Raw genomic sequence first — 20,393 nt, 5'->3', positions numbered from 1 at the left:
TAATTAAATTTTAATAAATTATAAATTGAAACGCTTTCATTTTAGGCGTATAATTGCTTTAGTTTTTAAAAAAGGGATGATTTACATGAAAGTGAATAAGTATTTAATATTCATATTGGGAGCATTGGGAGGTTTATTATACGGTTATGACAACGGTGTAATCTCTGGTGCATTACTTTTTATACATAAAGATATACCTCTAAACAGTACGACAGAAGGGATTGTCGTATCATCCATGTTAATTGGTGCTATTATCGGGGCAGGAAGTAGTGGTCCATTAGCCGATAAACTAGGACGTCGTCGTCTTGTAATGTTAATTGCTGTCGTCTTCATTATTGGTGCATTAACACTTGCATTCTCTACAAATCTTGCACTTCTAATTGTGGGACGATTGATTATTGGTTTAGCAGTCGGTGGTTCTATGTCTACAGTACCAGTGTATCTAACTGAAATGGCCCCTACAGAATATCGTGGCTCACTCGGTTCATTAAACCAATTAATGATTACTATTGGTATTTTAGCAGCATATCTTGTGAACTATGCATTCGCTAATATTGAAGGTTGGCGTTGGATGCTTGGTTTAGCAGTTGTACCATCAGTGATTCTACTTATTGGAATTTACTTTATGCCTGAAAGTCCAAGATGGTTACTTGAAAATAGAAGCGAAGAAGCGGCTCGTAAAGTTATGAAGATTACTTATGACGATAGCGAAATTGAAAAAGAGCTTAAAGAAATGAAAGAAATCTCAGCTATTGCTGAATCATCATGGTCAGTAATAAAATCGCCTTGGTTAGGTAGAACACTTATTGTAGGTTGTATCTTTGCGATATTCCAACAATTTATCGGTATTAATGCGGTTATCTTCTATTCTTCATCTATCTTCGCTAAGGCTGGTTTAGGTGAAGCGGCATCTATTTTAGGTTCAGTTGGTATAGGTATAATTAATGTTCTTGTTACAATTGCAGCATTATTTGTAGTTGATAAAATTGACCGTAAGAAATTATTAGTCATTGGTAATATTGGGATGATTGCATCACTTATCATCATGGCAGTATTGATTTGGACAATAGGTATAGCATCGTCAGCGTGGATTATTATCTTATGTTTATCTCTATTTATCGTTTTCTTCGGTATTTCATGGGGACCTGTGTTATGGGTCATGTTACCAGAGCTTTTCCCTATGCGCGCTCGTGGTGCAGCAACTGGTATCTCAGCATTAGTGCTTAATATTGGTACATTAATTGTGTCATTACTATTCCCAATTTTAAGTGATGCGTTAAGTACCGAATGGGTCTTCTTAATCTTCGCTGTAATTGGTATACTTGCAATGCTATTTGTTATTAAATTCTTACCTGAAACACGTGGACGTAGTCTTGAAGAAATTGAACATGATTTACGCGAACGTACAGGCGCTAAAACACATTAAAACATCTAAATTACACTCCGTTTTCAATTTATGATTGAGAACTTGGAGTGTTTTTTTAATTTTAAGTATGCGCGCATAGTTTAATTATTATTAATGAAAAGAACGTTTAATAGTTTTCATGTTCAGGGTAAAAAATGAAAGTTGGAAATATATTGAATGGAGGTGTCTATCTTGAAAAGTGCTCAAGCGCTAGAACGCACTTTAAAGTCATTAGATGGGCAAAAATATGGTGCCTATAAACGTACGAAAGGTGTGTATGAATTCGATCAATTTAGACTTGCTATAGACCATGTACAAGTCGATCCGTTTGCACCACCTTCTAAAATGAGATGTATCGTAGCTAGGGATGAGGCAGGCATACCTGATCAATTATTAGATGACAAATATAAACGTATTGCTGTGAGTGATTTCTTAACGCGAGCAGTGCACAATAAGGTGAGAGAGCTAACAAAAAAGGATAAAAAATCTGGGAAGATACAAATCGATCGCTGTGGACAAGAGATGTTAGAGCGCACCTCTGTGGTGATTAATGATACTGACATTGAAGCGCGTATCGAAGTGGGATTACCTGCAGCAGGTCGTAAAATTCTTGGTAAAGCAGCTGCACATACAATTATCGATACCTTACCAGAAATTGTTGATCAAGCATTACACTATCAACATCTTGACCATTCTAAACTTCAAGATCAAGTCAATCTCATTAAAGATCAGATGTATATTCGAGAAGAATTAGACAAACGCAACCTTGTTTCGTTTGTTGCTAACGGCGCAATCTTACCTCGACAAAGTGGAGTATCTGACCGTCCTATGCACCACGCTATTCAGTTTCAAAGTCCAGAAAAATTTGAGATTCAATTAGACTTGCCTAGTGGAAAATCTATTAAAGGTATGGGCATACCTAAAGGAATTACTTTAATCGTAGGTGGCGGTTATCATGGTAAATCCACATTACTCGAAGCACTTGAGCGTGGTGTATATAATCACATTGACGGAGATGGTAGAGAGTATGTCATCACACAACATGATGCGATGAAGATTCGTGCTGAAGATGGCAGAAGTATTGAGAAAGTCAATATTCAACCATTTATCGATCACTTGCCAGGTAAGAAAGATACTACGGAATTCTCAACAGAAAATGCAAGTGGCAGTACGTCTCAAGCAGCAAATGTGATGGAGGCTTTAGAAGCTCAGACATCGCTTTTACTTATCGATGAAGATACATCTGCGACGAATTTTATGATTCGAGACGGACGTATGCAAAAGTTGATTGCTCCTGAGAAAGAACCGATTACACCATTTTCAAATAAAGTTAAACCATTATACGAGGATTACGATGTCTCAACAATTCTTATTGTTGGTGGCTCAGGAGATTACTTTGATGTGGCTGACCAAGTATTAATGATGGATGAATATCATTTGAAAGATGTGACAGTTGAGGCAAAAGACATCGCACAATCTACAGGATATGAAAGACTTGATATGTCCAACAGTGAATTTGGTAGCATTCCGTCTAGAGTCCCTCTTAAATCTAGCTTCAATAAGAAAGGCAAAGATGGTCGTTTTAAAGCTAAAGGGCTTCATGCAGTTACTTATGGTAAAGAACCTATCCAAATCTCTGGTTTAGAGCAACTTGTCGATGATAGCCAGACTAATAGTTTAGCAGTGATGTTAGATTATCTTAACAACGAATTACTCAATGATAATGATACATTGATTGAAGCAACAGATCGTTTATATCAACGTATTGAAGCAGAAGGTTTAGAAGTTATTTCACATCATCAAGGTCACCCAGGTAATTTAGCCTTACCACGTAAACAAGAGTTGATAGGTACAATTAATAGATATAGAGGATTACACATTCGTAGCGATAAAACTGAATAGAGATAATGATTAAGCGTATTGTTAAATCTCACTTTGTTGAGTAAATTAACAATACGCTTTTTATGGTCCATTATGTATGCTATTTATCGCTCGGTTTTTCGCATCGTTGATTTCACTATTATCTTAAATTAGAAATAAAATTGCGAGTAAAAATTCGAGGAGTATAAAACCTAAAAAAAGGTTACCCATATCCTAAATGAGTAACCTTGATTTCAAAATATTATAAGTTATGTTTATCGATACCTTCAGCAGCTCTAATACCACTAAAGATACAACCACCTAAGAAGGTACCTTCAAGTGCACGATAACCGTGAAGACCACCGCCACCAAAGCCAGATGCTTCACCAGCAGCATATAATCCTTGTATAGGTTCACGTTGTTGGTTGATAGCACGTCCATCTAAATCGGTTTGAATACCACCTAGTGTTTTACGACTAATAATGTTAAGTTTTACTGCAATTAATTTACCACTTTGATTACTTAGGAAAGGTTTAGGTTTTGCAGTTCGTACAATTTTATCTCCTAAAAACTGTCGTGCATTATGAATAAATGCTACTTGAGGGTCTTTACTAAATGAATTGGTAATTTGCAAATCACGTGATTTAATTTCAGCTTTAATATCTTCGTATTTTAAAAGATCATCATCTACGAGTTCATTCATTTTCTTAACGAGCGTGCCTAAATCATCGGCAACCACAAAGTCTTCACCTTTTTCCATAAATGCATTCACTGGTGAAGTCGCTTGTTTGCTTAATCGCTCTTTAATTAACAACTGAATGTCTTTGTTAGTTAAATCTGGATTTTGTTCTGAACCTGATAACACAAACTCTTTTTTAATGATATCTTCAGTCAAAATAAACCATGAATAGTCATATCCTGTTTTCATAATAGTTTCCAACGTGTGTAAAGTATCAAAACCAGGATAATCTGGTGCAGACATACGATGTCCTTCAGCATCAAACCACATTGATGAAGGACCAGGAATGATACGAATCCCATGTTGAGTCCAAATTGGACTATGGTTTTTAACGCCTTCTGTATAATGCCACATACGATCTTTATTAACGATGTTGACGCCTGCATTTTCAGAAATACCAATCAAACGTCCATCAGTAGAGTCTGGCACACCTTGAATCATATGTTCAGGGGCTTGGCCTAGACGTTTAGGCCAATACTTCTTAATTAATTCGATATTTGCCCCAATACCGCCTGATGTAATAACAAGATGTTCGACATCATATGAAAATGTATCAATCACTTGTCGAGAGGAAGGGGTGCCACGTTCAACATCACTATCTTCGAGAATATTCCCAGAGATATGGCGTACTTGATTATCTTCAATGTCGATAGATGTGACTTGATGTCTAGGTAAGAAAGTGACGCGACCTTCTTGCTCTTGTTGAAGGACATAATTACTAAATGGTTCTACAAGTCCAGGGCCTGTTCCCCATGTAATATGGAAACGAGGAACTGAATTACCGTGACCCGATGCTGAAGCGCCACCACGTTCAGCCCAACCTAGAATTGGAGTTAATTTAACGCCCATACGATTTAAGTAGTCTTCCTTTTCATATGTTGCGAATTTAACATAAGCTTTTGCCCATTGTTCAGCCCAATAGTCCTCTCCATCAAGACGGTCAAACTGTGCTGAGCCTAACCAGTCATTGAGTGCTAATTCATAAGAATCTTTGACACCATAACGACGTTGCACTTTTGAATTGACTAAGAATAAGCCTCCGAATGACCAGTATGCTTGGCCACCAATAGCTTGTCTAGGTTCTTGGTCGATTAAAGTCACATGGTATCCCTTCTTAAGAAGTTCCGTTGCAGCTACGAGACCACTTAAACCGGCACCGATGATATGTACAGTTTTAGTCATGAATATACTCCTTTATAAATTTTCAATTTTTATATGTAATATGCACAAGTTAACACATATTTTATCATTAAGTTCCCTTGACGTATAACCTTTATATGAAAATGAACACCACTATTGTGAACTTCATTTTCAAATGAATAAAATAATCCATGTTTATTTCTACAAAAGAAGCAACAATGTATAATAAGAATTAACCAACTAAAGACATCAATGGAGGTGCAAGAATGACACAAATCAACGGAATAGACGAGTGGGTTGAAGTTACAGAATATTTTCGATACATCGAGGACATGATTGAGCGTAATTTCAAACAAAACTATGGTGTTAGTTTAAGAGAGTTCTATGTACTTCATGAATTATATAAAGCGAAAGACAAAAAGTATAAAATTAATGATTTAATAAAAGAAGTGAAATTGAGTCAGAGTGCGATGTCGCGTCTCATAGATCGACTGCGATCTCCGAAGAAAGCATTAATATGTAAGGATATAAGTGATGAAGATCAACGTGCGACGTATATTTATCTTACAGGCAAAGGCAATTCTATTGTTCAACAACTCATGAAAGATTATAGAAAGTTAATTAGCAAAGTCGATATCGAAAGTATTGAACGACAAATACAAAGAGCTAAACGTGCTAATTTATCTTAAGTCATAATAGCGTTAATTATTAAACAAAAGGTGCGACTGTAAATGACATTTAAGTCTGTTCAATTGATGGAAGATTTAGTGAGAAATTTAAATATAAACTTTGAAATATATGCTAATGAAAAATGGAATAAAGAATATGAAGCACTTGATTTGAGTATTAATCATATAAAATGTAAAAGCAGATTAGCTAAGAAAACGAATAAAAAACAGGGATATTTCGTAACATTATGGACTAAAGATTCGATGTCAGTTAATCAACCATTTGAGTATGCTAATTTTCCTGAGAAATTAATAGTAAATGTGATTGATAAGGACAAACTTGGCCAATTTATCTTTCCAAAAGATGAATTATTAAAACGAGAGATATTAAGTAATCATTTTAAGAAAGGTAAAATGGCCTTTAGAGTTTATCCTAGTTGGGTTACACACTTAAATTCTACTGCCCTAAAAACGCAAGCATGGCAGAGTAAATATTTTATAGACTTAACGGAAAACATTGATAAACAGACTATATTAAGGTTATATGGGGAGATATGAATTTAAAATGACTGCTTTTTATCTATTAATATATTTGTTAGTTGGACTAATAAACCAATACCACAAATAAAAATAGATAGATAAACTAGCATGTTTATATTGTGAGTGATAAATAATAATGAACCACATAAAGCTGATCCAATACTACTTCCCAAGTAATTAACTGAGCTATTTAATGCTACTGCAGTCTCACCATAACTTTTATAATTTTTAATAAGTATATGTTGTTGAGGAGCCTGTGTAGCCCAACCCATAGCGCCCCAAAGTAAAAAAGGGAGGCAGCTCGCGATAGGTGTGTGGATTGAGATAGGTAGAAGTATGAAGCTAAATAAAAGAAGTATCATTATACTTAGCACAATTAGGTTAGTAAACTTAAACATATCTATAATAAACCCGATACTAAAGCTTCCTATCAAGCCTCCAATACCCCACAACATCAAATAAGTAGTAAGAGAATAGATACTTTGATAATGTTCAACAATTTTACTTAAATAGGTATATAAACCTAAACTAGCGATTGCTGCACACACTGTAACTGTCATTATTCGAATAATATGAGGATGTATAAATAGCTTAAATCTTTCTTTGATACTTGGTGGAGTTGGGGCAAATATTGCTCTAAAGTGAATAGCTATAAGTACACACGTTAGGGTACTTATTAAGACAATAAATAATAAAGTGACTCTCCAAGAGCTTAAATTTGATATTTGGATACCTAAAGGTACCCCGATGACAGTACCTATACTCATGCCTCCAACCACAGTCGCAAGAGCTTTCCCTCTATTTTTATTCTCTACTAATTGACTGCCTGTACTAACTGCCATTGGAGAAAAGATGCCTGCACCTAATCCAGCAATTGCTCTTGCCAAGAGATAAATAGGTAAATTAACTGCCAAAGATGTCATGATGTTCGCAAAAATAAAGATGATTAGAGCGAATATAAGTGTTTGCTTAACATTAATTTTAGCTAAAAAGATAGAAAATAATGGCGCAGAAATTGCAAATACAAGTGTAAATATTGTTACACCTTGTCCGATTGCAGTACTTGATTGATTTAAACTTCTACTCATTTCAGGGATTAAGCCTGCGACGATATAAGTATCCATACCTAATGAAAACATTCCCAAGGCTAATATTAGTATTTTCTTCATAATAACCTCCTGTGCAAAACTAAATAGTTTTTAATAATGTAAATTAAGGTTAGTATTTAAATATAAAACTTGGAATAATAAAAGAGTTTCATGGTGTATTAACTAAAAGTTTCAAGGGGATTAATATGGAGACAGATTATATTAGAGATATATTGGAAGTGGCTAAATATAATAGCTTTAACAAAGCATCAGAGGTAATGAATATCAGCACGCCTGCAATACGAAAAAGAGTTACTTCAGTCGAAAATGAATTAAATCAACAAATATTCATAAGAAACAGAAAAGGTGTGTTCTTAACTAAAGAAGGTCAATCAATACTAGAGAAACTAAATAAAATTTATGAAGAAGTTGAAAAAGTAAAAATTAGTAACTTACAGATAAACAAAAGAGACATAAAAGTAGGATTACTTCCGAGTATTAACCCACATAATATTAAAAAAATTGAAGAAACTGAGGATTTGAATTTTCAATATATAATTAATGATAATACAGCTAGCTTGATAGAATCATTAAAAATTAAAGAAATAGATGTAGCTATTGGCGATATCGGTAACATGTCGATAAAGAACTTTTATGCTCAAAAGTTTTATGAAGAAGATTACTTCATAGTCTATTCTGAAAGACGAGAAAAGTTGAATAATTCTTTGTTAAATCTTGGTAATGAAAGAATTTACATTCAAACACTACCATGTGACACACTGCATTTTTTAAACAAAGTTTTAAAAATTAAAGAAGATCTATTAGTTTACAACGATTATTTTGAGACAATTTTAGCCAATGTCTCTGCAAATAAAGGTATAACTCTTTTACCAGAATCATACTTGGATAAGGTAAGTGATAACCTTAATTATATAAAGCTTGAAGAATACGTACGTGAAATAGGTCTCATATCATCTAGTGAATCGTTAAACGCGTATGTAAATGAGATATTAAGCAATTAGTTTATACAAAGATTTCAGCGTAAAAGCAAACATTATACAAAAGTTTTAATGAAAATTATATCTATGATAAATGCCTTATTCGGTAAAGTGTAATCTTTCTTTCGCTCAAATTATTCCTTATACTAGATGTGTAATTATGAAAAGGGGTGGAGGATATGGATGTTAGATTTCCTATAGGAGAATTAGAGTTACCGAACAAAGTAACTTTAGTTGATGTGAAACAATGGATGAGTGAAGTAGAAACATATATTGATCAACTAAAAAATGTTGTTGATGACCTATCAGATGAGCAACTAACTAAAAAATATCGAGAAGGTAGTTGGACAGTCAGACAACTTGTACATCATATTGCAGACTCTCAAATGCAATTATTTAGCCGCTTAAAGTTAGCTTTAACTGAGGAACACCCATCAGCACCTGAGTTTGACCAAAATCAGTGGGTGGATTTAGCAGACTCAAGTTTACCTATCGAAATTTCTATACAATTACTAGATGCCCTAAATCAACGTGTTGTTGCTATTGGTGAAAACGTATCAAACTCGGACCTTGAAAGGAAAGTTAATTTAGAGGGAACAGATGACTTAACCGTAGCATTCTTATTGGCTAAATTATCATGGCATGAGCGTCATCATCTAGAACACATTAAAATTGCACTTTCAAATTAAGACAGAGGGTTGTCTAATAATATAACGAGAGTCAAAAGGATGGGACAATATTGTCTTATCCTTATTACAATGATGTATTAATATTACTCTTGTTTAGACGCACTTTGAACAAACCTTTCATCTATGAAAGAAACTAACTGCAAAATGTAAGATTAGGTAAATGCACGAAATTTTTCAGCCTCCTATCATAAAGATAAGGAGGTTATGTTATGGATAAGAAGCGTATAGTTGAGTTAGATATTATTCGAGGCATAGCGATTTCAGTCGTTCTTTTTGCAAATGTTTCAGAAGTATTGCCCATTTTCGAAGATGAAAAGAAACCTCATTTTACAAGTCTAGATTATATGATTAAACAATTTTTCTCACTATTTATAGATGGACGTTTTATTATGTTGTTTACTTTATTATTTGGTATCGGAATGGGCATATTTATGAATAATGCGCGTAAAAAATCACTTTCACCGTTAAAGCTGATGTTTAGACGTTTACTCTTTCTATTTGTTGTAGGTATCTTTGGTATGATTTTATCATTACCATACGCAGAATATGCAATATGTGGCGCTGTCATCATGTGGTTATTCTTGTTACCTCAAGCACGCTATAATTTATGGATTTCAATTCTTACACTATTAAGCATCAATATCATGACATTTGTAGATACGAATTCCAACTTATATTTAATTGATGCAATGGCAGTGATGCTATTTGGGATGTACATGTCACAAAGTGGTATGATTTATAGATTTAAGCACCATCGTAAGTTTTTCTTAAATACATTCCTTATTTGCTTAGCAGCTATTATTGTTTTAATCGGAATAAAGTATATTGGTTCTAATTTATCATGGATGAATATAGAAGACTTAGTCACACCATTCCAAACGCTCATTTACTTCATAATACTATTATTCATTACTGATAAAGAGAGTGTTCAACGTCTTTTAGTACCTTTTGAAAAGTTAGGTAAAACAGCGTTTACGAATTTTATGGCTCAAATGTTATTACTATATTTCTTTATAAGATTTGTGTTCCCATATAATCATCCAACACCAATTCAATCAATCTGTATTGCGCTACCTATCCTCATAATAAGTATGTTAGTGACACATTGGTGGCTTAAACGTTATCGTCAAGGCCCTCTTGAAGCGTTGTGGCGTAAATGGACCTATAAAAATGTACCTAAGAAAGTAAAAAGTCGCTAAAAAAACTAATTCATACAGTCCCTATGAAGAATAGTGTTTCATAAACCTTTCAATGTGTAATAGGTTAATTAATAAGAGAATTAAGGGGGAATAAAAATGACTGAAGAAAAAGGTTGCGTGAAGTGTGGTCATACGGAAATAGAAGAAGGAACACTATCTGCTACAGGATCAGGTTTATCGAAAATGTTTGATGTTCAGCACAATAACTTTAAAACAATCACATGTACGAATTGTGGTTATACCGAGTTTTACAAAGAAAGTGCTAACCGTGCAAGTGACTTCATAGACTTATTCTTTGGGGGATAATCATTTTTTTGAATCCAAATCTCATGCGTTATTAATTAAAATTCATTTTTTACCAAATATCTTTAAACAGATTTGTATCATTCATAGTAAAGAATTAGTAAACTAAATAAGCATACTATAAAATGAGCTGAAATAACGCTCATTTTTTATTTTACATAAAGTGAGGGGGCTTCTAATGACATCTGAGTATAAAAAGGGAATATTTTTTGCGTTAGGTGCTTACGTTTTATGGGGGATACTCCCTATTTATTGGGAACTTATAGATCATATTGGTGCATTTGAAATTCTTGCTTTTAGAATTATTTTCTCAATGATATTTATGATTCTTCTGCTTGTAGTAGGGCGCAAACAACGAGAGGCGTTCCTTAGAGATGTGAATCAATTATTTACACATCCTGTACAACTTGTAGCAATTATTGTAGCGGGATATGTAATCACGATAAATTGGGGAACTTTTATTTGGGCAGTAACAAATGGGCATGTACTTCAATCAAGTTTAGGTTATTATATTAATCCACTTGTCAGTATCGTGCTAGCGCTCATTTTCTTAAAAGAGAGATTTAACAAATTTGAATGGTTAGCCATCATCTTTGCATTAATCGGTGTACTCTATATGACTATTAAAATAGGGGAATTTCCATTCGTATCTATCATGCTCGCCTTATCATTTGGTTTGTATGGACTCCTTAAAAAGATTGTACATATCGATGCGATTAGCAGTATAGCGATAGAATGTATTGTCACTGCGCCAGCGGGAATAATTTATGTTATCTACTTATGGCAACAACATCACATGACGTTTGGATTTAATATGTCGTCATTTTGGCTTGTCTTCTCAGGGGCAGTAACAGCAATCCCACTAATATTGTTCTCAGCAGGAGCGAAACGTATACCATTATCACTTACAGGTTTTATTCAGTATGTAGGACCAACAATTATGTTTATTCTCGGCATTTTCGTCTTTAAAGAAAAGTTTGATGTCCATCAATTAATTACATTTATATTTATATGGATTGGAATTATTCTATATAGTATTTCGCAATATATGAATATTAAGAGAAATCCAATTGCGAAATAAACGCTTCGTTAAAAAGTATATTAAATAAGAAAAGAATCGCTCATTTGAGCGATTCTTTTTTATCATGTTCAAAAATTACATCATTCCAATTAATTTCATCCATAATGAACCTAATCCAATCCAAATAATAAAGTAAACGATACCGAGTACAAGGTTCATAAGCCACCAACGTTTCTGTGATACATAGCCAGAAGCATAAAGAATTGGTGCTGGACCACTACTATAGTGCGTAGTTGAGGCTAGTAAATTACCGAAGAAACCTAACATCAATGCACTGAATAACGGTGGCGCACCAGCTGCTACTGCAACGCCAAGTAACGCGGCATACATGGCACTGACATGTGCAGTTGCACTCGCAAATAAATAGTGTGAGTAGAAGAAAAATAGAATGAGTAAAACTAACACGATTGGCCAACTAAAGCCACCTAAACTATGTGCGATGAGTTTACTTAACCAAGGAATAAATCCTAATTTATTTAATTGATCTGCCATTAATACGAGTACCGAGAACCAAACAAGTGTATTCCAGGCACCTGTTTCATTTAATATATCTTTCCAATTTAATACGCCTGTAAGTAAGAGAAGAGATAACGCGATAAAGGCTGTTAACGTCGCATCAATATTGATAAAGCTACCAGTTATCCAAAGTATTAACGCTACGATAAAAATCCCAATCATAAATTTCTCAGCTAATGAAATTTTGCCCATTTCTTCTAATTGATCAGTAGCCCACTTTTTAGCGTTAGGTGTTTCTTTAACAGTTGGAGGGTACATTTTATAAATAATGAATGGGACAACTATTAGTGAAATAAGACCAGGAACGATAGCTGCAACAAACCAATTCATCCAGGTAATATGAACATGAGCGGTCTTCTCAGCTAAACTTTGAGCGATAGGGTTACCTGCCATTGCAGTTAAGAACATAGCTGCCGTAATAAGGTTACCTTGGAACTCTGTAAATATTAAAAATGCACCCATCTTTCTCTCAGTGCCGTCTTTAGGTGTTGAACCAAATGATTCTGAGAGAGATTTAATGATAGGGAACATTATTCCACCTGCACGAGCAGTGTTACTAGGTGTTGCTGGTGCTAAAATTAAATCTACACCTACAAGGGAATAAGCAAGACCTAGCGTCTTCTTACCAAATAATTTTACGAATTGAAGCGCAATACGTCGGCCGAGTCCTGTTTTAACAAACCCTCTTGAAATGAAAAAGGCCATAGCGATAAGCCAGATACTACTATTACCAAAACCTTCAACAGCTGATTTTGTATCCATGATGCCAACGAGTACCATAATCGTAAAGCCAATGATAGATACAGCACCGATTGTCATAGGTTGCGTGATACATGCGATAATTGTAGCCACAAAAATTGCAAACATATACCAAGCTTGGTCATTTAAAGCATCAGGTTTAAAAGGGGTGAGTGCCCAAATAATCAATCCTACAACAATTGGAAGTATGAATTTACGATATTTAACCGTATTCTCCATCGTCACTTTCCTTCTTTCTATCTCAAATTAAACTTTTTACATTTCAATCATAGTCTTCTGTAAATGAGATGTACAGACCTAAAAGAATATTAATGAGAAAGATTATCAATAAAATCACTATACTTGTGAAAATCAAAAAATCCGATAGCTTAATTATTTAGCTATCGGATGAATACCATTATTGTTCAGCTTTTAAAACACGAGTCATTTCTTCAATTTTACCTGCATGTAATGGGATGTGTAATGCATTAAGCACTAAAAGTTCTTCTAACTGTTTTACAACCTGCGATAGGCTGGTCAATTTCTTTTTTGAGCTCTTTATCAGTTAAATGTGTAGCTCTTTCAGGTAACGTTTTAATGTCATTTAAAATGCTTTCGATTGAAGGAACTTCATCATATCCCCAATCTGATGGCTTAGTTCCAGTTCCGAACAATTTACTATATTTATCAACATCAATAACTTCTTGATTACCCATTGCGAGTGCTTCTTCAAACACAGTTAGTACGTGACCATATTGCCAATGTAGTGTATTTGGGAAGACACTGTCATCTTTATCTAATACTTTCATAACATCCCATTTATCATAAACATCTCTAATATAACTTACACCAAAGTCTATAACGTCATAAACAGTTTTAGTCATTTTATACACCCTTTCAAGTGATTTCTAAAAAAATTGCTTGCAACATGTGTCTACCCGCTTTTAAAAATGACTACGCATATAATAACGAAGCTATTTGAATTCATATGTAGACTTTGTTTATTATAAAAGTAAACAAAAGGAATATAGGTGAAATGATGTATAAATACTTTAAGAGAAATCGTTTCTCAACGAAAAGTTCTGATATTAAAGATGATTCTGGAAAAATAGTCGGTACCATTCAGAAAAAATTTAATAATATTTTTCAACGGTTGGTTAGTTTTTTTACATTAGGTTTTAAATTTAATCGATTCGTAATTTATGATCATAATGGTGATGTAAAAGCGAGTGTCAAAGTAAAAACGATAATGGCGCAAAAGTGTTTTGATGTTACATATGTTTCAAATAACGGGGAATCACAAGTTTTATTTGATAAGCAAAGTAATGGTCGTGGAGAAACTTATGGAATATTGAAATTTGATGGTAGAATCCTCAATATTCATTCAGACGTGAATAAATATACAGTGATAAAAGATTCTAAACAAGATAAAGAAATCGCAAGTTGGAAACAAAATGGTGACTATGCATATGTTGAGGGGAAAAGTGAGTTATATGAAAAGAATCATTTATTATTTATATTAATTTTGCATTCTTTCGCGAATGTTCATGTATCGCACAGTATTCTGAATCCATTTAATCCAGATACTACTGGCTCCCCAATTATATAGGATGGGTGAAAATTAGTACCATGAGTAGTTTGATTTTGGTGGGGGCTTAGCCTATTCAGGCTTGGTTGTAGAGTGGAACGTACCTACCGCTTAAAGATAATCTAAAATGTAAATAGCGATGAAGGCCATCATAAAAATAGGCATTCATCGCTTATTTTAATATCATAAATACAATTAGTGCGTCTCACCCATAGCAACTTTAATATCTTCTTCTCGTGATATCGCCTTGATAGCAGAGGTTAATCCTTTCGTGATTGTATCGATAGACATTGATGGTTTCTCAGGTTTATCAGTAACTTGTTCTGGAATGTAAGGTACATGAATAAAACCAAACAGTAAGTCTGGATAAGACATATCTGCTAAATAACCTAGTTGATATAATATATGATTACATACAAACGTACCCGCAGTATTTGATAATCTGGCAGGTACTCCTGCTCTTTTAATAGCTTCTACCATTTTTTTAACAGGTAAATTTGAGAAATAAGCCGGCGCGCCGTCTTCTTTTATTACTTTATCAATAGGTTGGTTGCCTTTATTATCTGGAATACGAGCATCATCAATGTTTATCCCTACGCGCTCAGGTGTAATTTCGAAACGACCTCCAGCTTGACCAATTGCTAGAACAACGTCATAAGTGTCTTCTTTTAACGCTTTACAGATTACGTTTTTAGATTCATGAAAGACGGTGGGAATTTCTAATTTAGTGATGACATGTTCGCCGATGTGCGTATCAAGACGATGTACGGCTTCTAAAGCAGGATTTGTGGATTCGTCATCAAATGCATCAAACGCAGTTACTAATATTTTCAAACTCAACGCCTCACTCTCAAATTCAATCATTTAGTTCCATTTTAAAATGATTTTTCACATAAAAACAACTCCGCTACACCTATGTAAGGATAGCGAAGTTGGCATATAAACACTTCAATGATGACTTAAGCGTGGGCATGCTCAGGAACGTCTTTAAAGTTCTCTAGGCGACGATTCCATTCTTCATTACTGATATCATGTTTTGCAACATAACGATTACGTTCATGTTTCGCACAGTCGTATGAGCATGCGCCTAAGTATTTTTCTTCATTTTCTTCAGATACAAGGATTTGTTTATTACATTCTGGGTTAGCACAGTTGATGTAACGTTCACATGGTGTACCATCGAAATGCTCTTTACCAATAACTGTTTTCTCAACTTGGTTAACATCTACACTTATACGTTCATCGAAAACGTACATTTTACCATCCCAGTATTCACCCTTAGTTTCAGGGTCTTTACCGTAAGTCGCAATGCCGCCATGTAGTTGGCCTACATTTTCGAAGCCTTCTTTAACTAACCAGCCAGAGAATTTCTCACAACGGATACCACCAGTACAATATGTCACGATATTTTTACCATCTAATTGATCTTTATTGTTGCGAATCCAATCTGGTAAATCACGGAAACGTGTAATATCAGGACGAATTGCACCACGGAAGTGTCCTAAGTCGAATTCGTAGTCGTTACGTGCATCTAAAATAACAGTATCTTTATCTTCTAAAGCTTCTTTAAATTCTTTAGGTGAATAATATTTACCTGTAGTTACGCGTGGATCTACATCATCTTCTAAACCTAAAGCAACGATTTCTGTTCTAGGTCGAACGTGCATTTTCTTGAATGCATGACCTTCAGCTTCATCAATTTTGAATGTTAAATCAGCGAAACGTTCATCCGCATGCATATGTTCGATATATTTATCTGTGTCTTCTTTTGTACCAGATAAAGTACCATTAATGCCTTCTGTAGAAACTAAGATTCTACCTTTTAAATTATTTTCTTTACAGAATTCTAAGTGCTCTGACGCAAATGTTTCTGGGTCATCAATTGTTACGTATTTATAGTATAAAAGTACTCTATAATCCATTCTTACATTCTCCTCTTTTATTTCTTCTCTATATATGGGGCGATGATTTATAAATATTATTTTGTAGACAAACTAACATGACATAAACAAACTGTTAGAAAATCCTTCTCAATCGAGAAGTCGAAATGCATAAAACGTTGATGAGTGGTAAAAGGGCTTGTCTAAAGTCTGATATTAATACTGTTTACATTTTTTCCATTATAATATTGTACCAAAATGATAAATAGTTTCAATATGCTAGCTTATAAATCATTGTTAAAGTTGATATTTTTTGAAAATGCAATCAAATATCGCGACATTTTTTAAGAAAATAAAATATAAAAATAACCGTTATAATACCGCTCTAATGACAATTAAGTTGAGTTCTTATAAAATGGTATCAAAGTTTAAATGAGAGAAAGAGGGGATTAGACGATGGCTATTCAAGATTTACCAACTTTAAAATATACAGGGAAATCGGCAAGTGTTGCACCAATAGTGTCTGAAAATGAGTTGCAAACAGTGACTGCAGAACCTTGGGTTAAAATTTCGGATAGAGGATTACAATTAGAAGGCTTAAATTTCAATCGCGAAGGCAATTTATTCTTATTAGATGTCTTTGAAGGTAATATTTTTAAAGTGAATACATCTACCAAAGAAGTGACTCGACCATTCGTGTCTGAAAAAGCGAATCCAGCAGCTATTAAAGTTCATAAAGATGGACGTTTATTTATATGTTATTTAGGCGACTTTAAGACGACAGGTGGTATTTTCTCAACTACTGAAGAAGGCGAACAATTTGAAGAAATTGTTTCTGAATTAAGCACAGAATACTGTATTGACGATATGGTATTTGATAGTAAGGGTGGTTTCTACTTCACTGATTTCAGAGGATACTCAACAAATCCTCTAGGCGGTGTTTATTATGTATCACCAGACTTCAAGACAATTACACCAGTGATACAGAATATCTCAGTTGCAAACGGTGTCGCATTAAGTACTGATGAACGCGTATTGTGGGTGACTGAAACAACTACAAATCGTCTTCATCGTATTGAATTAGAAGAAGATGGTGTGACTATTGCACCATTTGGCGCAACGATTCCATATTACTTCACAGGTCATGAAGGGCCAGATTCATGTTGTATCGATAGTGATGATAACCTTTATGTGGCAATGTATGGTCAAGGTCGTGTCTTAGTCTTTAATAAAAAGGGTTACCCAATTGGTCAGATCCTAATGCCAGGCCGTGATGAAGGTAAAATGCTACGTTCAACGCATCCACAATTTATTCCAGGTACAAATCAATTGTTAATTTGTACAAATGATATTGAGAATAACTCTGAAGGCGGTTCAATGATTTATACGGTCAATGGATTTGCAAAAGGTCATCAAAGTTATCAGTTTCAATAGATGCAAATTTTTAAGAACAAGTTAATGATTAAAGATATAAATAAGAAGTCGGGTGATAGCCTTTCAATAAACAACCCCTCACTATAAGCGATGATAGTGAGGGGTTTAACTCATTTATAATTGTGTTTTACTATTTAAGAGATAAAATGATGGATATGTTCATTTTGTTAATCTTCTAAACTGAATTCAGCTGATGCTTCAAATTTTACTTCTTTACCTAACATTACGCCACCAGTTTCTAATGCTTGGTTGAAGCTCATGCCATATTTTTCACGGTCAATTGTACCTGTAACAATAAATCCTGTTACTTGTGAACCGTTCATTGGATTTTTACTAATACCATTAAATTCAACATCGAAAGTTTCTTCGTGTGTTTCACCTTTAATAGTTAAATCGCCCGTTACTTTGTTCTCTGAAATTTCTTTTGTTTCAAATGTCCATTTGTCGTTTTCATCTGTTGCGAAGAAGTCACCAGATTTCAAGTGATTATCTCTATCTTCATTTTGCGTGTCGACTGAGCTTGGAATGATAGTTGCAGTTGCTTTAAGTGAACTTAAGTCGTTAATATCTCCATCTAATTGAATATCATATTGGGAGAAAGTACCTTTCACTTTAGATACCATTAAATGTTTGATTTGGAATTGAATATCACTATGTGCTTGATCAAATGTGAATTGAGTCATGATTACATTACCCCTTTTTCATAAGTTTTTAAGTATAATAATTATACCTGATATAATTATTATAACATCGTTTGCTCAAGTTGCAATCAATAAGTTCTCAATATACTCATTTTTGAAAAATAACTTCTATTAAACATTTACCCATTTTGAGTCATTGTTAGCTGTTATTTTTATAAAAAGAGATGTGTAAAACTTTATTATCTAGGGAATATTCGTTGTGATAAACAATTTCTAAAGAGGTGAAGAAATATGAAAGATATCTCAAGAGGTATCAATCATATTGGTTTAACTGTACCGGATATAGAGGAAGCCACTGAATTCTTCAAAAAGGGTTTAGACGGAAAGATTGCCTATGATAGTCAAAGAAAAGATGAGAAACCACGTGGTGGTAAAGATGTAGAAAAAATATTGGGCATGAGTAAAGGTGCTCAAATCGTACATAAACGGATGATGGTATTTGGGAATGGTCCAAATATTGAGATGTTTGAATTCCAAAATGCAAAGCAACGAAAACCTGAAGCACTTCAAGATATTGGTTATACACATTTATCGTTTTATGTAGATGACTTTGAAGTGGCTGTAGCCAAAGTAAGATCAGCCGGTGGAGAACTTATTTCTGAGCCTCATAGTAATACGAGATATGAAGACACCGAAGGGAATCAAACAGTATATGTTAAAACACCATGGGGAAGTCTCATTGAATTACAAACCGTTCCAAATGGATTTTATTATCCTCCAGATAATGAAGCGGAACTCTTTACGCCAAGTGAATAATATGTATTAATTTTAACTTTTTATTATGTGAAACTGAGATAGTTCATCTGTCTCAGTTTATTTTTATAAAAAATAATTTTATAGATAGTAAAAGAATGAGTGTGTATAACTAGTGATTATCAAACTATACATAAAAACCCCCTTCAAAGTGGCTCTCTTTGAAGGGGGTAGGGGAAATAAGGTTAATTTAGTTTCAACTTTTTGTTACTTCTAACTTTTACAATATTTATTAAGGGTTTTGGGGTCAGGGGAGAGCCCCAAGTAAGGACTTTAATATTTTATATTTTACAGGGAAAGGGTTAATTATTTAGATTCATAATAATTTAATTCTAAATCTTTTGATGTTTGTTTACGAGTTTCTCTCATTAATTGAACATCATTTATAAGTGATTGACCATATGAAGGAATCATATTTTGTAATTTAGGTTTCCATTCATTTTCGTAGTCAGCGAAGTTTCGTTCTAGAACTTCTAACGCTACAGAAACTGAAGTTGATGCTCCTGGTGATTCTCCTAATAATGCAATAACTGAGTGATCTTCAGAGTTCACAACTTCTGTACCGAATTGAATGAATCCTTTACCGTGCTCAGGCGTATCTTTGATAACTTGAACACGTTTACCTGCAGTGTATAATTGCCAATCTTCGTCACGAGCTTCAGGGTAGAACGTGCGTAAGTGGTTCATACAACCTTCTTTTGTCATCAATACTTGGTCGATTGAATACTTGATTAAAGGTAAATTTTTAACTGCAGATGCAAGTAGTGTTGTAATGTTGTATGGTTTTACAGATTTAAATAAATCTAAGTTAGAACCATTTTTTAAGAATTTAGGACCGATATTCGCAAACGGACCAAATAATAATGTTCTTTCACCATCAATATAACGCGTATCAAGATGAGGTACAGTCATTGGTGGTGTGCCTGGTGGTTCTTTACCATATACTTTAACGTCGTGTTCATTAATGACTTCAGGGTTAGTACAAATTAAGAACTGACCGCTAATAGGGAATCCACCAAGGTGTTTGCTTTCAGGGATACCAGTTTTTTGTAATAGTGGAATAGCGCCACCAC

General features: G+C 34.1%; 19 protein-coding genes and 1 pseudogene. 12 read left to right on the top strand and 8 right to left on the bottom strand.

The genetic code is table 11. From position 1 onward, the window contains the following. Nucleotides 1-85 precede the first annotated feature (85 nt). Together HMPREF2706_RS02190 and HMPREF2706_RS02185 are read left to right on the top strand one after the other, a co-directional pair. The gene (locus tag HMPREF2706_RS02190; RefSeq protein WP_002434924.1) at nucleotides 86-1,426 is read left to right on the top strand and encodes a glucose transporter GlcP; all 1,341 of its coding nucleotides are present in this window, start codon (nucleotides 86-88) and stop codon (nucleotides 1,424-1,426) included. A 171-nt stretch (nucleotides 1,427-1,597) separates the two neighbouring features. Continuing rightward, on the top strand, nucleotides 1,598-3,307 hold the full coding sequence (locus tag HMPREF2706_RS02185) for an ABC-ATPase domain-containing protein (protein WP_030058832.1): 1,710 nt from the start codon (nucleotides 1,598-1,600) through the stop codon (nucleotides 3,305-3,307). A gap of 220 nt (nucleotides 3,308-3,527) precedes the next feature. Here HMPREF2706_RS02185 and HMPREF2706_RS02180 read toward each other — a convergent pair whose 3' ends face one another. Beyond that, on the bottom strand, nucleotides 3,528-5,186 hold the full coding sequence (locus HMPREF2706_RS02180; RefSeq protein ID WP_049326423.1) for an FAD-binding dehydrogenase: 1,659 nt from the start codon (nucleotides 5,184-5,186) through the stop codon (nucleotides 3,528-3,530). A gap of 224 nt (nucleotides 5,187-5,410) precedes the next feature. Between HMPREF2706_RS02180 and HMPREF2706_RS02175 the strand changes: the two genes are divergently transcribed. Together HMPREF2706_RS02175 and HMPREF2706_RS02170 are read left to right on the top strand one after the other, a co-directional pair. Then, the gene (locus HMPREF2706_RS02175) at nucleotides 5,411-5,833 is read left to right on the top strand and encodes a MarR family winged helix-turn-helix transcriptional regulator (protein WP_030058836.1); all 423 of its coding nucleotides are present in this window, start codon (nucleotides 5,411-5,413) and stop codon (nucleotides 5,831-5,833) included. A gap of 42 nt (nucleotides 5,834-5,875) precedes the next feature. Continuing rightward, nucleotides 5,876-6,370, top strand: coding sequence for a MepB family protein (locus HMPREF2706_RS02170; protein ID WP_030058838.1), 495 nt, complete (start codon nucleotides 5,876-5,878; stop codon nucleotides 6,368-6,370). Nucleotides 6,371-6,372: 2 nt separating this feature from the next. Here HMPREF2706_RS02170 and HMPREF2706_RS02165 read toward each other — a convergent pair whose 3' ends face one another. Beyond that, entirely contained in the window at nucleotides 6,373-7,521 is a 1,149-nt protein-coding gene (locus HMPREF2706_RS02165) for an MFS transporter (RefSeq protein WP_030058840.1), read from the bottom strand. Nucleotides 7,522-7,646: 125 nt separating this feature from the next. On the opposite strand from HMPREF2706_RS02165, the gene HMPREF2706_RS02160 reads away from it, so the two are divergent. From HMPREF2706_RS02160 to rarD, 5 genes are all read left to right on the top strand, one after another. Next, a complete protein-coding gene (locus HMPREF2706_RS02160; protein WP_070862164.1) occupies nucleotides 7,647-8,462 on the top strand; it encodes a LysR family transcriptional regulator in 816 nt (271 codons plus the stop codon). A gap of 155 nt (nucleotides 8,463-8,617) precedes the next feature. Then, the gene (locus tag HMPREF2706_RS02155) at nucleotides 8,618-9,127 is read left to right on the top strand and encodes a YfiT family bacillithiol transferase (protein WP_030058842.1); all 510 of its coding nucleotides are present in this window, start codon (nucleotides 8,618-8,620) and stop codon (nucleotides 9,125-9,127) included. Nucleotides 9,128-9,336: 209 nt separating this feature from the next. After that, nucleotides 9,337-10,326, top strand: coding sequence for a DUF418 domain-containing protein (locus tag HMPREF2706_RS02150; protein ID WP_030058843.1), 990 nt, complete (start codon nucleotides 9,337-9,339; stop codon nucleotides 10,324-10,326). Between the two features lie 96 nt (nucleotides 10,327-10,422). Continuing rightward, on the top strand, nucleotides 10,423-10,632 hold the full coding sequence (locus tag HMPREF2706_RS02145) for a zinc ribbon domain-containing protein (protein ID WP_002434976.1): 210 nt from the start codon (nucleotides 10,423-10,425) through the stop codon (nucleotides 10,630-10,632). A gap of 175 nt (nucleotides 10,633-10,807) precedes the next feature. Then, entirely contained in the window at nucleotides 10,808-11,710 is a 903-nt protein-coding gene (rarD, locus tag HMPREF2706_RS02140; RefSeq protein ID WP_030058846.1) for an EamA family transporter RarD, read from the top strand. 75 nt (nucleotides 11,711-11,785) lie between these two features. Here the strand turns inward: rarD and HMPREF2706_RS02135 are convergent, their stop codons facing one another. Continuing rightward, entirely contained in the window at nucleotides 11,786-13,204 is a 1,419-nt protein-coding gene (locus HMPREF2706_RS02135; protein WP_030058848.1) for an anion permease, read from the bottom strand. A 178-nt stretch (nucleotides 13,205-13,382) separates the two neighbouring features. Next, nucleotides 13,383-13,848: pseudogene (locus HMPREF2706_RS02130) on the bottom strand (bacillithiol transferase BstA). A gap of 155 nt (nucleotides 13,849-14,003) precedes the next feature. Here HMPREF2706_RS02130 and HMPREF2706_RS02125 point away from each other — a divergent pair. Then, entirely contained in the window at nucleotides 14,004-14,573 is a 570-nt protein-coding gene (locus tag HMPREF2706_RS02125; protein ID WP_064212290.1) for a tubby C-terminal domain-like protein, read from the top strand. 174 nt (nucleotides 14,574-14,747) lie between these two features. Here the strand turns inward: HMPREF2706_RS02125 and pcp are convergent, their stop codons facing one another. Both pcp and HMPREF2706_RS02115 read right to left on the bottom strand, forming a co-directional pair. After that, a complete protein-coding gene (gene pcp, locus HMPREF2706_RS02120) occupies nucleotides 14,748-15,386 on the bottom strand; it encodes a pyroglutamyl-peptidase I (protein WP_070862174.1) in 639 nt (212 codons plus the stop codon). Nucleotides 15,387-15,511: 125 nt separating this feature from the next. After that, complete coding sequence (locus tag HMPREF2706_RS02115; protein WP_030058856.1) at nucleotides 15,512-16,474, bottom strand: oxygen-dependent tRNA uridine(34) hydroxylase TrhO; 963 nt, start codon at nucleotides 16,472-16,474, stop codon at nucleotides 15,512-15,514. A gap of 414 nt (nucleotides 16,475-16,888) precedes the next feature. On the opposite strand from HMPREF2706_RS02115, the gene HMPREF2706_RS02110 reads away from it, so the two are divergent. Next, nucleotides 16,889-17,866 (top strand): SMP-30/gluconolactonase/LRE family protein, encoded by a 978-nt coding sequence (locus HMPREF2706_RS02110; RefSeq protein ID WP_030058858.1) that lies wholly within the window; start codon nucleotides 16,889-16,891, stop codon nucleotides 17,864-17,866. Nucleotides 17,867-18,033: 167 nt separating this feature from the next. Here HMPREF2706_RS02110 and HMPREF2706_RS02105 read toward each other — a convergent pair whose 3' ends face one another. Further along, on the bottom strand, nucleotides 18,034-18,549 hold the full coding sequence (locus HMPREF2706_RS02105; protein ID WP_030058860.1) for a YceI family protein: 516 nt from the start codon (nucleotides 18,547-18,549) through the stop codon (nucleotides 18,034-18,036). Nucleotides 18,550-18,798: 249 nt separating this feature from the next. On the opposite strand from HMPREF2706_RS02105, the gene HMPREF2706_RS02100 reads away from it, so the two are divergent. After that, entirely contained in the window at nucleotides 18,799-19,323 is a 525-nt protein-coding gene (locus HMPREF2706_RS02100; RefSeq protein WP_002434905.1) for a VOC family protein, read from the top strand. A 303-nt stretch (nucleotides 19,324-19,626) separates the two neighbouring features. Here HMPREF2706_RS02100 and HMPREF2706_RS02095 read toward each other — a convergent pair. Continuing rightward, nucleotides 19,627-20,393, bottom strand: a 767-nt coding sequence (locus HMPREF2706_RS02095; protein WP_176746158.1) for a malate:quinone oxidoreductase, incomplete at its 5' end; no start/stop codon positions are given.

This window comes from Staphylococcus sp. HMSC067F07 (assembly GCF_001837405.1).
GTDB lineage: Bacteria > Bacillota > Bacilli > Staphylococcales > Staphylococcaceae > Staphylococcus > Staphylococcus capitis.
Note: the sequence above shows the minus strand (reverse complement) of the source record. Positions and strands in the feature narration are given on the sequence as shown.

Coding starts and splice junctions, on each gene's coding strand:
- HMPREF2706_RS02190 (WP_002434924.1), top strand. CDS start 86: ATGAAAGTGAATAAGTATTTAATATTCATATTGGGAGCATTGGGAGGT.
- HMPREF2706_RS02180 (WP_049326423.1), bottom strand. CDS start 5,186: ATGACTAAAACTGTACATATCATCGGTGCCGGTTTAAGTGGTCTCGTA.
- HMPREF2706_RS02175 (WP_030058836.1), top strand. CDS start 5,411: ATGACACAAATCAACGGAATAGACGAGTGGGTTGAAGTTACAGAATAT.
- HMPREF2706_RS02170 (WP_030058838.1), top strand. CDS start 5,876: ATGACATTTAAGTCTGTTCAATTGATGGAAGATTTAGTGAGAAATTTA.
- HMPREF2706_RS02165 (WP_030058840.1), bottom strand. CDS start 7,521: ATGAAGAAAATACTAATATTAGCCTTGGGAATGTTTTCATTAGGTATG.
- HMPREF2706_RS02160 (WP_070862164.1), top strand. CDS start 7,647: ATGGAGACAGATTATATTAGAGATATATTGGAAGTGGCTAAATATAAT.
- HMPREF2706_RS02155 (WP_030058842.1), top strand. CDS start 8,618: ATGGATGTTAGATTTCCTATAGGAGAATTAGAGTTACCGAACAAAGTA.
- HMPREF2706_RS02150 (WP_030058843.1), top strand. CDS start 9,337: ATGGATAAGAAGCGTATAGTTGAGTTAGATATTATTCGAGGCATAGCG.
- HMPREF2706_RS02145 (WP_002434976.1), top strand. CDS start 10,423: ATGACTGAAGAAAAAGGTTGCGTGAAGTGTGGTCATACGGAAATAGAA.
- rarD (WP_030058846.1), top strand. CDS start 10,808: ATGACATCTGAGTATAAAAAGGGAATATTTTTTGCGTTAGGTGCTTAC.
- HMPREF2706_RS02135 (WP_030058848.1), bottom strand. CDS start 13,204: ATGGAGAATACGGTTAAATATCGTAAATTCATACTTCCAATTGTTGTA.
- HMPREF2706_RS02125 (WP_064212290.1), top strand. CDS start 14,004: ATGTATAAATACTTTAAGAGAAATCGTTTCTCAACGAAAAGTTCTGAT.
- HMPREF2706_RS02115 (WP_030058856.1), bottom strand. CDS start 16,474: ATGGATTATAGAGTACTTTTATACTATAAATACGTAACAATTGATGAC.
- HMPREF2706_RS02110 (WP_030058858.1), top strand. CDS start 16,889: ATGGCTATTCAAGATTTACCAACTTTAAAATATACAGGGAAATCGGCA.
- HMPREF2706_RS02105 (WP_030058860.1), bottom strand. CDS start 18,549: ATGACTCAATTCACATTTGATCAAGCACATAGTGATATTCAATTCCAA.
- HMPREF2706_RS02100 (WP_002434905.1), top strand. CDS start 18,799: ATGAAAGATATCTCAAGAGGTATCAATCATATTGGTTTAACTGTACCG.